We start from the raw sequence: 14,068 nt of genomic DNA on the forward strand, positions 1-14,068 counted from the left end.
AAAATTAGTTATTTGTTGCGTCAGCTAAAATTTCTTTATTTATTCTTTGTGATTTTGCAGAATTAGCTTGTTCAGTGTTAAGTGATCCAAACTTAGCAACAAATTTATTTTGTTCTTTAATAAATTGAACCTTTGTTACTAAATATAAACTTAGGAAACTTAATAAAGTAAAACCAAATGCAGATAACACGTATACTGCATATCCATTCATAAATAATAATTCGTTAATCATAATCTATCTAAGCCTTTATTTTTAATTTTTATCAGTTCTGTATTATATTTCATTAAGAAAATTAACAACGAAAATAGAGCAAATGCCGCAGTCATAATCAATAATGGATAAAGCATTGATGAATGAATTGAGCTTTTAGACAAGATATTTATTGAGGCAGGTTGGTGAAGTGTATTCCACCAATCAACAGAGTACTTAATTATTGGCACATTAATAATTCCAACAATGGTAATAAAAGTTGAGATTTTAAATACTTTTTCTTCATTTTCATAAATTCTCCAAGAGATTAAGTATAAAGCATAAAATAGAGCTAAAATTAACATCGAAGTAATCCTCGCATCCCAAGCCCACCATGTTCCCCAAGTAGGTTTCCCCCAAATAGAACCTGTTACCAAAGCAATAATATTAAAAACAAAACCCGAGGGTGCTAGACTTTTGGCTATTAAAAAAAAATTTTTGTTTTTAAAAATAAATCCTGAAATTGACAAAACAGTTATTGAAGAAAAAATTCCAAGAGAAATCCATGCAGCAGGAACATGAACATACATAATTCTAACAGCGTCACTCTGTTTATAATCTTCTGGAGACAGTATGAGTGCTTCAACTAATCCAACAGACAGAACAACAACAAATAAAAATAAAACATATTTTGGTGCTTTCGAAGTAATTTGAAAAATTTTATTTGGCTCTAAAAATTTAAACATATCTGTAATTTAAAGATTTATTTTAAAAATACTATTGTGAATATTTATCTGATCAAGAATGAAGAGGGGGAGATAATAAAGAAAGATTAACTTTTAACACTCTTGATCAGAATATGACTATTTTATAAAAAATTAGTGTGGCCTAGATTGGAAATAAATGTGTTTGAATAATGATGGCTAATTAGAAAGCTTGAAATAACTTGAGCCTTTTTTACCTGAAAAAATTTCTTCAATTAACGGATGTTTTATAGGCTCGTCTGAATCGTCCATCAAAAGATTTTGCTCTGAAACATAAGCTTCGTAAGTGATTTCGTCATTTTCGGCAAGTAGATGATAAAAAGGCTGATCTTTTCTTGGTCTAACATTTTTTGGAATAGACTGATACCATTCCTCTGAATTGTTAAACTCGAAATCTACATCATAAATAACACCCCTAAATTCGAAGTGCTTATGTTTAACAATATCTCCAATTGAGAATTTAGCTTTTTGGATTGCCATGTTAGTTAGTATGGGTATTTAAAAATAAAAATCAATGTAAAAAATATTAATGTTTTGTGATGTGGCAAATATGTTAATATCTTTTAAGTGAATAAATCTTTTTTAAAATTTGTTACTGATTTTGGACCACTAGCAATATTTTTTTTCTATTATTACAACAGTGGAAAAAATTTATCAGTAGCAATTCCTCCCTTAATAGTTGCAACTATTGTTGCATTGGCTGTTGTTTGGTTTTTTGAAAAAAAAATTCCACCAATGCCTTTATTAAGTGGAATTTTAATAACTTTTTTTGGAGGTCTCACTATCTACTTTAATGATCCAATATTTATTTATGTAAAACCAACAATAATAAATATCATGTTTGCTTTAGCTTTATATTTTGGAAAATACTTTACGAAAGAACCAGTGCTTAAAAAAGTTATGGGGAAATCAATACCTTTGTCAGATATCGGATGGGAAATTTTAAATCGAAGATGGATGTTTTTTTTCTTTGGTCTTGCATTATTAAATGAATTTGTATGGAGAACACAAACTGAAGAATTTTGGGTTAATTTTAAAGTATGGGGAATGCTTCCAATAACAATAGTGTTTACTGGATTTCAGGTACCTTTGATAAATAAACATAAAATAGATGCGTAATAACTTAAGATTAGTAGTAAACAATCCACATAATAAAATAGAGGAAAAACAATTTTTTGAAAAAGATGAGCTTAAAATTATTTTAGATCTTTATGCAAAGATGGTTTCCGAAGGTTCTTGGAAAGATTATGGTCTCAACATATCAAGCAAACAAGTTAGCTTTAGTGTATTTAGGAATGCAGCAGAGAATGCGCTTTATAAAATTTGTAAAAATTTTAAGCCAAAAAATAAAAATTTAAAATACTTAATCACAGACACAAGCGGTAAGATTTTAAAAAATTCTTATGAGCTTAAGTCTTTACTTAAAAATACTAATTGGAAGAAACTTCAAAAATAAACTATCGTCTTTGACCAAAAAGTCTTAACAACATTATAAATAGATTAATAAAGTCTAGGTATAATGTTAAAGCACCCATGACAGCTTTTTTTCCAATGATTTCACCAGAGTCACTTGCAACATACATGTTTTTAATTTTTTGAGTATCATAGGCTGTTAAACCTACGAAAATTAAAACACCTAAAATTGAAATTACAAAGTACATCATTGAAGACTTCAAGAAAATATTAACGATTGATGCAATAATTATACCAATCAATCCCATCATTAAAAATGAGCCAAACTTAGTTAAATCTCTTTTTGTTGTATAACCATAAATACTCATCGCTCCAAAAGTTGCTGATGTTATGAAAAACACTCTAGTAACACTCAAGCCAGTATAAACTAATAAGATTGAAGACAAAGATAGTCCCATTAAAGCTGCAAACACCCAAAATGTTGTTTGAGCTTTTGAAGCGCTCATCTTATTAATTCCAAAACTCATGTAAAAAACGATACCTAAAGGAGCCAACATTACTAACCATTTAAGTCCTGACAAATAGATTGCATTCCCCATTTGTGTTAATCCAACAATTGCTCCTGATTGATCAGTCACGACTGACATCTTAAATGTCATTAATGCAATGATCCCTGTTAACAACACACCTGTTGCCATATAGTTGTAAACTTTTAACATGTAGGCTCTTAAGCCTTCATCCATTACAGCTGCAGTTTGTTGCGCTGCTTTTGCTCTGTTTAATATTCCGTTTTTATCAAATTCCATAATATGCTACATATAATGGTCTTTTAATAATTATTCAAGACACCTTAAAAGATTAATAAAAAGTTAACATAAAACATTAATGAATTACAAAAAATTGGGAAATACCGATCTTGATGTAAGTACAATTTGTCTCGGTACAATGACTTGGGGAGAACAAAATACTCAAGATGAAGCATTTGAACAAATGGACTTTGCTTTAGGCAATGGAGTAAATTTTTGGGACACAGCTGAATTGTATGCAGTTCCTCCTCGTAAAGAAACTTATGGGGACACTGAAGAAATAATTGGTAATTGGTTTGAAAAAACAAAAAAAAGAAATGAAGTTATTTTAGCTACGAAAGTTGCTGGTCCAGCAAGAGATTATTTAAGGAATGGAGAAAATAGTTTTACAGGTCCAAACTTAGAGTCGGCTTTGAACAATAGTCTCAAAAGACTTAAAACAGATTATATTGATTTATATCAGCTGCATTGGCCAGAAAGAAATGTAAATAATTTTGGAAGACTTGGTTACGTTCATAAAGAAAATGATTGGAATAAATTTGAAGATGTTCTTGGGGAATTAGATAAATATATTAAAGCTGGGAAAATAAGATACGTTGGTCTTTCAAACGAAACTCCTTGGGGAGCGTTAAATTATTTGCAGCTTTCAAAAGATAAAAATTTACCAAGAATGATGTCTATTCAAAATCCATACAGCTTACTAAATAGATCTTATGAAGTGGGATTAGCCGAGGTTTCTATTAGAGAAAAAATTGGATGCCTTGCATATTCACCTCTAGCAAGTGGATACTTAACGGGAAAGTACAGAAATAAAAATTTTCCTAAAGGATCAAGAATGGAAAGAGACTTTGATTTTTGGACAAGATATAGAAAACCCAACACAGAGGCTGCTGTAGAACTTTATTTTAAAATCTGTGAAAAACACAATTTAAATATGACTCAAATGTCTATTAAATTCTGTGAAATTCAAGAATTTATGACAAGTGTAATTATAGGTGCAACTACAATGGAGCAGTTGAAATCAGATATAGAAAGTGTAAATGTAAATTTATCTAATGATGTCATTGAAGAAATCAATCAAGTTCAAACAATTTATCCAAACCCATGTCCTTAATTAAAAAAATATTAATTTTATCAACTATACTTATCTTAAGTTCAAATCATCTATTTGCTCAGGAAGTAAAAAAAATTGGTAAATACAAAGATTGGGAGGCAATGGTGGCATATGAACCTGATGGCAAAGTATGTTTTGCTCAATCAGTACCTGTACTTCAAGCACCAAAATCAAACAAAAGAGATGCAAAATTATTTGTAACTTTTAGACCAGAACAAAGTATTTCAAATGAAGTAAGTGTTACTCCTGGATATGAATTTAATAACAAGAATTCTGTTATTGCAGCATCTGGAAAGAACAAATTTAAGTTTGATATAATGCAGCAAGGATTTGCATGGATTGCTGATACTAAAGTTGAAGTAAAAATGATTAGTAGAATGAAGAAGGGATCAAGGATAATGATTACTGGATACAATCAAAATGGATCTCAAACAATTGATCATTATTCTTTGCTTGGATTTACTAAAGCTTACAACGCATCAAAAAAAGCTTGCAAATAATTAAATGAAATCAAAAAATAAAATTGTACTTGCCTACTCAGGCGGTTTAGATACATCCATAATTTTAAAATGGCTTCAAGAAAATTATAACGCTGAAGTAATTTGTTATACTGCTGATGTTGGTCAAGAAATTGATAGAAAAAAAATTTTTAAGAATGCAAAAAAATTTGGTGTCAAAAATATTATTATCCAAGATTTAAAAGATGTTTTTGTAAAAGATTACGTTTATCCAATGATTAGAGGACATGCAATTTATGAAGGGGTGTATCTATTAGGTACTTCTATTGCTAGACCATTGATTGCCAAAGACCAAATAAGAGTTGCTAAAAAATTTAAAGCTAATGCAGTTTCACATGGCGCTACAGGAAAAGGAAACGACCAAGTAAGATTTGAATTAGGTTATCATTACTTTGGACCAAAAATAAAAATTATTGCTCCATGGAGAATTTGGAAATTAAGATCAAGAACTGATTTAATTAACTATGCAAAAAAACACGGGATACCTATACCAAAAGATAAAAAAGGTGCTCCACCTTTTTCAGTAGATGACAATATATTTCATACATCAACGGAAGGGAAAGTATTAGAAAATCCAAAAAATTCTGCGCCAGAATTTATTTTCCAAAGAACAGTTTCTCCTGAGAGAGCTCCAAACAAGCCTTCATTTATTACCATCAATTTTAAAAATGGAGATCCCTTTGCGATTAATGGAAAAAAAATGTCTCCTTCAAAACTATTAGAAAAATTGAACAACATTGCTGGAAAAAATGGAATAGGAAGAGTCGATTTAGTTGAAAACAGATTTATTGGAATAAAGTCTCGAGGTGTATACGAAACACCAGGTGGAACTTTATTAATTCATGCACATAGAGCAATCGAGTCCGTAACTTTAGATAAAGAAACAATGCATAAAAAAGATCAGATTATGCCAAGATATGCTGAACTTATTTATAATGGTTATTGGTATTCAAAAGAGAGATTCAAACTTCAAAAAATTGTAGATCTTAAAAGAAACAAAGTTAATGGCTCAGTAAAACTTAAACTTTATAAAGGAAATGTAATAATAGAGTCTCGAATTACAAATAGTTCAGCCTACTCTATGAAAAAAGTTTCCTTTGAAGAAAATAAAACATTTAACAAATCTAATGTTGAAAGATTTATTAATTTTCATAAGAAAAAACTTCGTTCATAAATAAATGGAAATAAATATATTCGCAGACACTATTTGTGGATGGTGTTACATAGGTCATAAAAATTTAAATAAAGCGATTAAAAAATTTCCAAACATTAAATTTGAAATTAAACATATACCTTTTCAATTAAACCCCGATATGCCTCTAGAGGGAATAGCTCGTGATAAATATCTTGAGATAAAATTTGGTGGGAAAAAATTTGCAGAACCTATGTATGAAAATATGAAATTAAAAGCAAAAGAGTCTGGAATGAATTTTAATTTAGATAAAATAAAAAAAACTCCTAATACAGTTCTATCTCATTTGCTAATAATTTTGAGTGAAAAATTTAATATACAAAACCAGATAAAAGAAAAAATTTATCAATCATATTTTATTGATGGTCTCGACATAGGAGATATTGATGTTTTAACCAATATTGCAAAACAACATGATATTTCTGAAGAGATCTTTAAAAATTTTATCAATGATAAAAATATTAAGGATGTAAATTCAAAAATGTTAATTGCTAAAAAAAAGAATATAAGTGGTGTTCCGTTTTATGAGATAGGAAATGATTTTATTTCAGGTGCTCAAAGTGTAATTCACTTAGAAAATGCAATAAATTCAAACTTAAATTAAAATGATATTTGAAACTTCTAGAGCTAAAGCATTAAATCAATTAAATAATTTTATCGATAACGGTCTTGCAGATTATTCTAAATTAAGAAATTTTGATTTTGGTCCTGAAAAAAGATCTAATATATCATGCTTATCTCCATACATAACACACGGAATTATAAATGAAAAAGAAGTCATCCAGAAAGCTCTAAGCAAATTTTCTTTTTCAAAAAATGAAAAATTTATTCAAGAAGTTTTATGGAGAACTTATTGGAAAGGTTGGCTAGAGCTAAGACCAAATGTTTGGGCAGATTATCTTATTGAATTAAATCAAATAAAAAATGAATTTCAAAATAATAAAAATTACCTCTCAGCAATAGAAGGAAAAACAGATATTGAATGCTTCAATGAGTGGGTTAACGAGCTAAAAGAAAACAATTATTTGCATAATCACACAAGAATGTGGTTTGCTAGTATTTGGATTTTTACTTTAGAATTACCTTGGCAATTAGGTGCAGAATTTTTCATGAAACATCTTTATGATGGAGACGCTGCATCAAATACTCTAGGATGGCGATGGGTTGCAGGTGTTCAAACTCAAGGCAAACACTATCTTGCTAGTGAATGGAATATTAAAAAATTCACAAACAATAGATTTCAAAAAATAAAATTAAATGAGAATGCCCCTCCTAAGATCTCAGAAAAATCTTATCAAATAATAAAACAAGATTTTACTAATCCACAAAATATTGAAGAAAAAAATCTTTTAATTTTTGATAATAATCTCTCATTTGAAATCACTGACTATAAAGAAAAAAACTTTAAGAAAATTTACTTAGTTTCTAACAAAAATGAAAATAGATTTATAAAACTCAGTGAAAAATTAGTGAAATTTAAATCTCAATTAATAGAAGACCAAGGACAAAGATTAAAAAATCAATCTATTGATTTTCAGTTAATTGATATAAGTGAAGTGACAAACATTGAGAATTGTTATGGTTTGTACCCAACAGTGGGTGAAAATTTAGACTACTTAAATTCAAAAGATATAAATGTAAGTTTTTTATACAGAAGCCTTGATCAGTTAGCTTGGCAATATTGTAATAAAGGTTTTTTTAATTTTAAAAATTATATTCCCAAAATAGTTTCAACCTTGGGCTAAAACCATCGGACCATACCTATAATTCCAGCAGTAGCATAAAAAAATTGCAGTAAGAGAATTCCTTTGTGTCCTCCTCTGTAAGCCCAAATTCCAATTAAAATAGCTGACAAAAGCAACAAACAAAATCCAAAAAATTCTATTCCTATATTTAAAGCCACAAATAAAGAATATAATATTGCTGTAATAACCCCTGCCCATTCAAAAATTTTATTATTCATAATTTTTATATATCTCTTCACGCTCACTTTTGTTCATGTCCTTTGTTTTTTCTAAAAATTCATTTCTTAACTCTCTTGTTTTAAAAATGTAAAAACAAACTGTATCTTTGCTATGGTAGATTGCTTTAAGTTCATCATCTATATCGTTTAGCTCATTAGGTATTTCAGTCTTTATGCAAATCATAGAAGTTTTTTAAAGTTATTATAAAGAATTGTAGAATAATTGTTCATGTCAATCATATTATCTTTTGCTGATTGATCAAATTTTTCTAAAGCGTTATTACCAAGCTGATCCTCTAAAGCTTTCTTGTATTCAGGAACACATCCCCATTCATTCACTGTTGTATCTTTTATTTCTATATGAAATTGAATTCCATAAGCGTGGTTTTGATATTTGAATATTTGATATTTGGTAATCGGTGAGGAAGCTAATAAAGTTATATCATTATTGTTTTCAATTCCTTGGACCTCATAAGAATGCCATTGTAAACTTTTTATCTTATCAGGAAATTGTGAAAACAAATTATCGTTTTCTTTTTCTTTAGAAAAATCAATATCCATAATACCAATTTCTGCAGGATTTGATTTAACAACTTTACCACCCACTACCTCTCCTAATAATTGGCAGCCCAAGCAAAAACCCAGATATGGTTTTCTTAAATCTACAACAAATTCTTTAATTTTTTTCTTTTCTTCAATTAACCATGGATATTCTTTTTCCATATAGGTATCCATTGGTCCTCCCATACAAAACATTCCATCAAATTTACTAAGATCCTCTGGTATTTTTTCACCCTCGTCTAATTCGATTGTAGTTAAATTTAATCCATCAGATAACATTAAATCTTTAATGTAACCTGGGTCCTCTATTTTAATATGTTGTAGTACAATTATATTCACTATGGTTAGCTTAGCTTAGAACACTTCTTGGAACAATATTTTACTCTCTCCCAATTCAACTTCCATTTTTTTCTCCATGTAAATGATCTTTTGCAAACTGGACAAATTTTTGTTGGTAAATTTTCTTTTTTCATCAAATTGTATTTTGTTTAATAAATTTATCTGCTTCAGATAAGATTAATTTTTTTCTATCAGATTTCATTTTATCAAAAATTCTTACCATCATCGAAAGACGAGGATTTTTCAAAAAAAATTTTCTGTTTCGATCTATGAATCTCCAGTAAAGACCATCCATGATGTTACACCAATCACCTTTCTTAAAGTCCATCATTTTCATAAAATATGCAGATCCGCAAATATATGGTTTAGTCGCAAAAATCCCTCCATCACTAAACAATCCCATTCCATAAACATTTGGAACCATTACCCAATCTGATGAGTCTACAAACATCTCCATAAACCACTTATAAACAATTGAAGGCTTTATCTCACAAAGGTTCATGATGTTGGATAAAATCATTAATCTTTCAATATGATGTGACCAACCATGATTGACTGCATTTTTAATTGCATAATCTAAAGGTGGAAGACCAGTGTTACCCTCATACCATGAACTTTTCATTTTTCTATTCTGTTTAAAAAAATTTCCAGTTTCCATTTCATGCGAGTAGGACTGGTAAATTCCACGCATAAATTCTCTCCATCCAATTACCTGACGTACATAACCCTCTAGAGAATTCATTCTAATTTTATTTTTTTTATGAAAATCTAAAATTTTTTGGATAACAAATTCAGGTGTTATTATACCTAAATTTATATAAGGGCTTAAAGCACTATGAAAAAGAATATTATCTTTTTGATCTACAGCATCCTCATAATCACCAAATAGATTGGATTTTTCTTTTATAAAAAAGTTTAAAAGTTTAACTACATCGTCATATTCAGTAGCAAACCAAAAATTCTCTGTGCTTCCTGGATGGTTTTTAAATTCCTTCTCAATAATAAGCTTCAATTTTTTTGTATGACTAGTTTCATTAATTTTGGGAAATTTAGGAATTGATATATTTTTTGGTAATTTATTTCTGTTATCTTCATCAAAACTCCATTTACCTCCGATTGGATTACAATCTGAACCCATCAATATTCCAGATTTTTTTCTAACATCCTTATAGAAAGTTGCCATAAATGGTTTTTTTGATTTTGATAAATAATTTTTAAAATCTTCTCTAGAATTTAAAAACATTGGTGTTTGAATTACATTCCAATTAATTTTTTCTTTTTTTAAAAATTGAGAAATTTTTTTTTCAAAAAATTTATCCTCTATTTCGAAACTAGAAATTTCTTTTATTTTTTTTTGAGTAATAATTTTTTTTAACTTTTTTAAATAATCATCATGAAACTCTTTATCTTCAATTTTGATATAGTCTAATTTAAATTTATTTTTCTTTAACTCATCACCATAAGAACGCATTGATGATAAAAATAATAAAATTTTTTGTTTATGATGCTTTTCATAAGTGCATAAACCCTTATCTTCAGCCATAAAAAATAGATGGTCTTTTTTGAAGCGGTCTATGTATTTTGTTGGAAATAATTGATTACCAAGTATAAAAAATAACTTCATATTTAAATATAACTAATAAAAGTTTTTATGTCAGAAAAACATCTTATTTTTGGTGCAACTGGCTCGATTGGATCTAGTTTAGCAGAACAATTAAAAAATTCAGGAAATGATATTCATTTAGTTGCAAGAAATGAAAGTGAACTTGCTCCAATTGTAGAAAAGCTTGGGTGTTCATATACTATCGCAGATGTTCTTGAAGAAGGTTTCGTAGAAAAAGTTAAATCAGATATTTCTGAAATAAAAGGATTGGCCTACTGTGTAGGATCCATAGACTTAAAACCACTTAGAATGATTAATGAACAAGATTTTCAAAAATGTATGAAACTTAATCTTTATTCTGCTGTTGAAACTATCAAGGGATATCAAGAAACTTTAAAAAAAAATAAAGGTTCAATTGTAATGTTTTCAACTGTTGCCGCGCAAAGAGGTTTCACCAATCATGCAATTATCGCATCAGCCAAGGCAGCTGTTGAAGGTCTGACTGTTTCTTTAGCTGCAGAATTTGCTCCAAACATAAGAGTAAATTGTGTAGCACCAAGCTTAACAAAATCTAAAATTGCTGAACCAATGTTAAAAAATGCTGCTTTAGCAGAAGGTATTGCAAAAGCGCATCCATTAAAAAGATTAGGGGAAGGAAAAGATTCAGCATCACTTGCTAAATTTTTACTTACAGAAGATAGTTCTTGGATCACTGGTCAAGTTATAGCTGTAGATGGTGGTAGATCTAAACTTTCATAAAGTGAAAAAATTTATTTTTATATTTTTTTTTATTTTAATTTCTGCAACAGCAAATTCTAAAAATTATAATTTTGAAAAATTAGGGTCTTTTAGTGAACCATGGGGTTCAAGTTTCATTAATAGTGAAGAATTAATTGTTACAGAAAAAGGTGGCAAAATTAAAATAATAAACATTGTTTCAAAAAATATTTCTGAAGTTGAACATAATTTAAACTATTTTGTTCATGGTCAAGGTGGTCTTTTAGATATTATTCATAAAGATAAAAAATTATGGATTTCATATTCAGAAAATAGAGGAGACTGGAAAACCAGTACCTCAATTGCAAAAGCAAATTTAAATAAGAATTCTTTAAATTTTAAAAATATATTTCAAGCAAATCCACCAATTGAGTCTGGATATCATTTTGGATCGAGACTTGCTATCAAGGAAAATTACTTATTTGCTTCTGCAGGTGAAAGAGGCTTGAATATGATTGCTCAAGATCCAACTCAACATCCGGGCAGTATTATTAGAATTAATTTAGATGGAAGTATTCCAAAAGATAACCCTAAATTTGAAGGTAAGCCAGATTGGCTTCCAGAGATATACCAGATAGGAGTTAGAAATCCTCAGGGTTTAACTTTTTCAGAATTTGATGGAAAAATTTATATGAGCAATCATGGAGCAAGAGGTGGTGATTGGTTTGGAGAGGCCAAAAAAGGAGAAAATTATGGTTGGAAAATTTTAGGCTGGGGAGGAACAAATTATTCTGGAACTAAAATTGGTCCAAAATGGAAACCAGGATTTACAAAAGCCATTCAATATTGGGTTCCGTCAATCGCTGCAAGTGCTATTACAATTTATAAAGGTAAAGAGTTTGAGGAATGGAATGGTCACGCATTAATTACTTCTCTTAAAGATAAATCTTTAAGAAAATTAATATTTTCAAACACATCTGAAATCCAAGAGGAAATTATTTTTAAGGATAAAATTGGGAGAATTAGAGACATACAAGTTCACCCAGTTGATGGGAAAATTTACTTTTTAGCTGGAGATGATTTGTGGCTAATGGAAAAAAAAAATTAATAAAATGAAAGAGAAACCTTATCACCACTTATCAGATGGAACTTTTCGAAATCCTGAGGGTTCACCTGTTGTAATATCTAGATCAGGGAAATTTTCTTATAGAACTTTCAGTAAACTAAGAAAAAAAATTAGTCTTAATTTTCCAAATGAGCATGTTGTCGAAAAAGAAAAAGTTAAATCTGATTTAGAAAAATACAAAAATGATGATTACATTGCCTGGATTGGGCACGCTACTTATTTAATTAAATTAGGTAATACAACAATTATTACTGATCCTGTTTTTTCAAAAAATGCAGGTCCGTTAATATTTGGACCAAAAAGATTTACTAAACCTGCTTTAGATCTAAACGAAATTCCAAAAACAAATTTATTTTTATTAACTCACAATCATTATGATCATCAAGATATGTCAACTATCAGAAATTTTCCATACAAGGATGCAAAAGTATTGGTTCCACTTAACCTTGGAAAATATTTTAAGAATTACAAAGATGTAAATGAAATGGATTGGTATGATCATAAAAATATTAATAGTGATTTAAAAGTAACCTTGCTACCAGCAGTTCATTGGTCAAAAAGAAGCCTAACAGACACAAACAAAACTTTGTGGGGAAATTTTTTAATTGAATATAAAAATAGGAAAATTTTATTTGCATGTGATACTGGTTATGGAAATATTTATAAAGAATTAGGAGAAAAATATGGTCCAATTGATCTTACTATGATCAACATTGGAGCATATAATTTTAAACCAATGTTTGACAAAACTATTTACCACACAACTCCAGAAGAAGCTTTAAATGTAGCAAAAGATCTTAAAAGCAAAAAAGTATTAGGAATGCATTGGGGGACTTTTGTTTTATCTTTAGAGCCAATTATGGAACCACCAATTCGATTTAAAGATAATGCAGAAAATTATGGATTTAAAAGAGAAGATGCAATTACATTTAATATTGGTGAGGTAAAATCCTTAAACGAATTATTATAACTACAATATAGTTATTCTATGCATAATTCTATTGCCTTTAAAAGGGGTAGCTTGGTGGAGCATGGATCTATTGTCCCAAATAGCTAACTGATCTTTTTCCCATTCTAATGAGTATTGAAATTTTTTTTTAACTTGGTGCTTAAATAATTGTTTTTTAACTTTTTCAGAATTTTTTAAATTTGGAGAAAATCCTACAAGATGTCCGGGACTGCAATAAATCGTATTTTTAGAGTTTATCTTTTTTATAATTTTATGAATAGATTTTAATTCATCAATCTTTCTACCCTTCTCTTTTACTCTTTCTCTTGTAGTAACTGAAATTGGTCCTTCAGAAGAGTACCTTCCCTTCACTTTGAGTAATTTATTTTTTATTGATTTAGGCAAATAATCATAAGCTAAGTATTGAGAGGAAAATTCAGTATTTGCTCTACCCTTTTTAGGAACTAGTTTAGAATAAAGCATTGTAAATCTAGGTGGTTTTTTTGTGTAAATTGAGTCTGTGTGAAACTGTTCTCCAAAACTAGGTCCCTTATCTGTTGCTTTTCTTTGAACAACAGTAATTTGTTTATATTTCTTACTTAATCCTTTTAGTCTTGGATATTTTGCTAATTTACCAAAATGTTTAGCAAACTCTATATAATCTGAAGAACTTAATTTTTGCCTTCTAAAAAAAATCATACCATAAAGCTCAAGTGCTTTTAAAAAAATTTTAAAATCTTTTTTAGAAATTTTTTTAATATTACCAATAATCTCAGCCCCAATATTTTTTTTATTGGGAATAATCTTAAACAT

The 14,068-nt window shown here is 28.8% G+C and carries 20 protein-coding genes; 10 read left to right on the forward strand and 10 right to left on the reverse strand.

Annotated elements, in window-relative coordinates; genetic code table 11:
• Positions 1–4: 4 nt before the first annotated feature.
• From ACTTAX_RS05125 to hspQ, 3 genes are all read right to left on the reverse strand, one after another.
• Positions 5–232: a heme exporter protein CcmD gene (locus tag ACTTAX_RS05125; RefSeq protein ID WP_440633121.1), complete on the reverse strand. Its 228-nt coding sequence runs from the start codon at positions 230–232 to the stop codon at positions 5–7.
• On the reverse strand, positions 229–936 hold the full coding sequence (gene ccmC / locus ACTTAX_RS05130) for a heme ABC transporter permease CcmC (RefSeq protein ID WP_440693377.1): 708 nt from the start codon (positions 934–936) through the stop codon (positions 229–231). Before ccmC ends, ACTTAX_RS05125 begins: the two co-directional genes overlap by 4 nt.
• A 177-nt stretch (positions 937–1,113) precedes the next feature.
• Positions 1,114–1,434 carry a heat shock protein HspQ gene (gene hspQ / locus ACTTAX_RS05135; protein ID WP_262589942.1) on the reverse strand — a complete coding sequence of 107 codons (321 nt, stop codon included), beginning with the start codon at positions 1,432–1,434 and terminating at the stop codon, positions 1,114–1,116.
• Between the two features lie 87 nt (positions 1,435–1,521).
• Here hspQ and ACTTAX_RS05140 point away from each other — a divergent pair, with 87 nt between their 5' ends.
• Together ACTTAX_RS05140 and ACTTAX_RS05145 are read left to right on the forward strand one after the other, a co-directional pair.
• Positions 1,522–2,073 carry a septation protein A gene (locus ACTTAX_RS05140; RefSeq protein ID WP_440693379.1) on the forward strand — a complete coding sequence of 184 codons (552 nt, stop codon included), beginning with the start codon at positions 1,522–1,524 and terminating at the stop codon, positions 2,071–2,073.
• Complete coding sequence (locus ACTTAX_RS05145) at positions 2,066–2,410, forward strand: DUF2794 domain-containing protein (RefSeq protein WP_440613652.1); 345 nt, start codon at positions 2,066–2,068, stop codon at positions 2,408–2,410. Before ACTTAX_RS05140 ends, ACTTAX_RS05145 begins: the two co-directional genes overlap by 8 nt.
• Position 2,411: 1 nt before the next feature.
• Here ACTTAX_RS05145 and ACTTAX_RS05150 read toward each other — a convergent pair whose 3' ends face one another.
• Positions 2,412–3,173 (reverse strand): Bax inhibitor-1/YccA family protein, encoded by a 762-nt coding sequence (locus ACTTAX_RS05150; protein ID WP_440619111.1) that lies wholly within the window; start codon positions 3,171–3,173, stop codon positions 2,412–2,414.
• 79 nt (positions 3,174–3,252) lie between these two features.
• On the opposite strand from ACTTAX_RS05150, the gene ACTTAX_RS05155 reads away from it, so the two are divergent.
• The 5 genes from ACTTAX_RS05155 to ACTTAX_RS05175 are packed head-to-tail and all read left to right on the forward strand — an operon-like array spanning position 3,253 to position 7,742.
• Entirely contained in the window at positions 3,253–4,287 is a 1,035-nt protein-coding gene (locus tag ACTTAX_RS05155) for an aldo/keto reductase (protein ID WP_440619112.1), read from the forward strand.
• On the forward strand, positions 4,278–4,787 hold the full coding sequence (locus ACTTAX_RS05160) for an invasion associated locus B family protein (protein WP_440693381.1): 510 nt from the start codon (positions 4,278–4,280) through the stop codon (positions 4,785–4,787). Before ACTTAX_RS05155 ends, ACTTAX_RS05160 begins: the two co-directional genes overlap by 10 nt.
• Positions 4,788–4,791: 4 nt before the next feature.
• Positions 4,792–5,979: an argininosuccinate synthase gene (locus tag ACTTAX_RS05165; RefSeq protein WP_440693383.1), complete on the forward strand. Its 1,188-nt coding sequence runs from the start codon at positions 4,792–4,794 to the stop codon at positions 5,977–5,979.
• Positions 5,980–5,983: 4 nt separating this feature from the next.
• Entirely contained in the window at positions 5,984–6,601 is a 618-nt protein-coding gene (locus tag ACTTAX_RS05170; protein ID WP_440693385.1) for a DsbA family oxidoreductase, read from the forward strand.
• Between the two features lies 1 nt (position 6,602).
• On the forward strand, positions 6,603–7,742 hold the full coding sequence (locus ACTTAX_RS05175) for an FAD-binding domain-containing protein (RefSeq protein WP_440693387.1): 1,140 nt from the start codon (positions 6,603–6,605) through the stop codon (positions 7,740–7,742).
• Here the strand turns inward: ACTTAX_RS05175 and ACTTAX_RS05180 are convergent.
• From ACTTAX_RS05180 to ACTTAX_RS05200, 5 genes are read right to left on the reverse strand one after another with little or no spacing between them, the layout of a single operon-like run.
• Positions 7,739–7,960, reverse strand: a complete 222-nt coding sequence (locus ACTTAX_RS05180; protein ID WP_023854586.1) for a hypothetical protein — start codon at positions 7,958–7,960, stop codon at positions 7,739–7,741. The two genes, ACTTAX_RS05175 and ACTTAX_RS05180, sit on opposite strands and share 4 nt — an antisense overlap.
• Positions 7,953–8,144, reverse strand: a complete 192-nt coding sequence (locus tag ACTTAX_RS05185; RefSeq protein WP_440693389.1) for a hypothetical protein — start codon at positions 8,142–8,144, stop codon at positions 7,953–7,955. Before ACTTAX_RS05185 ends, ACTTAX_RS05180 begins: the two co-directional genes overlap by 8 nt.
• Complete coding sequence (locus tag ACTTAX_RS05190; RefSeq protein WP_440693391.1) at positions 8,141–8,860, reverse strand: type 1 glutamine amidotransferase; 720 nt, start codon at positions 8,858–8,860, stop codon at positions 8,141–8,143. Before ACTTAX_RS05190 ends, ACTTAX_RS05185 begins: the two co-directional genes overlap by 4 nt.
• A 5-nt stretch (positions 8,861–8,865) precedes the next feature.
• Positions 8,866–8,994, reverse strand: a complete 129-nt coding sequence (locus ACTTAX_RS05195; protein ID WP_440693393.1) for a DUF2256 domain-containing protein — start codon at positions 8,992–8,994, stop codon at positions 8,866–8,868.
• Entirely contained in the window at positions 8,994–10,484 is a 1,491-nt protein-coding gene (locus ACTTAX_RS05200) for a cryptochrome/photolyase family protein (RefSeq protein ID WP_440693395.1), read from the reverse strand. The genes ACTTAX_RS05195 and ACTTAX_RS05200 overlap by 1 nt, the downstream gene beginning before the upstream one ends.
• Before the next feature lie 27 nt (positions 10,485–10,511).
• Between ACTTAX_RS05200 and ACTTAX_RS05205 the strand changes: the two genes are divergently transcribed.
• From ACTTAX_RS05205 to ACTTAX_RS05215, 3 genes are read left to right on the forward strand one after another with little or no spacing between them, the layout of a single operon-like run.
• The gene (locus ACTTAX_RS05205) at positions 10,512–11,222 is read left to right on the forward strand and encodes an SDR family NAD(P)-dependent oxidoreductase (protein WP_440693397.1); all 711 of its coding nucleotides are present in this window, start codon (positions 10,512–10,514) and stop codon (positions 11,220–11,222) included.
• Entirely contained in the window at positions 11,197–12,288 is a 1,092-nt protein-coding gene (locus ACTTAX_RS05210) for a PQQ-dependent sugar dehydrogenase (RefSeq protein ID WP_440693399.1), read from the forward strand. The genes ACTTAX_RS05205 and ACTTAX_RS05210 overlap by 26 nt, the downstream gene beginning before the upstream one ends.
• Before the next feature lie 4 nt (positions 12,289–12,292).
• A complete protein-coding gene (locus tag ACTTAX_RS05215; RefSeq protein WP_440693401.1) occupies positions 12,293–13,276 on the forward strand; it encodes an MBL fold metallo-hydrolase in 984 nt (327 codons plus the stop codon).
• Here ACTTAX_RS05215 and ACTTAX_RS05220 read toward each other — a convergent pair whose 3' ends face one another.
• Positions 13,277–14,068 (reverse strand): TauD/TfdA dioxygenase family protein, encoded by a 792-nt coding sequence (locus ACTTAX_RS05220; RefSeq protein WP_440693403.1) that lies wholly within the window; start codon positions 14,066–14,068, stop codon positions 13,277–13,279.

The organism is Candidatus Pelagibacter sp. HIMB1695 (assembly GCF_052047655.1).
In the GTDB taxonomy this organism is placed as follows: Bacteria; Pseudomonadota; Alphaproteobacteria; order Pelagibacterales; family Pelagibacteraceae; genus Pelagibacter.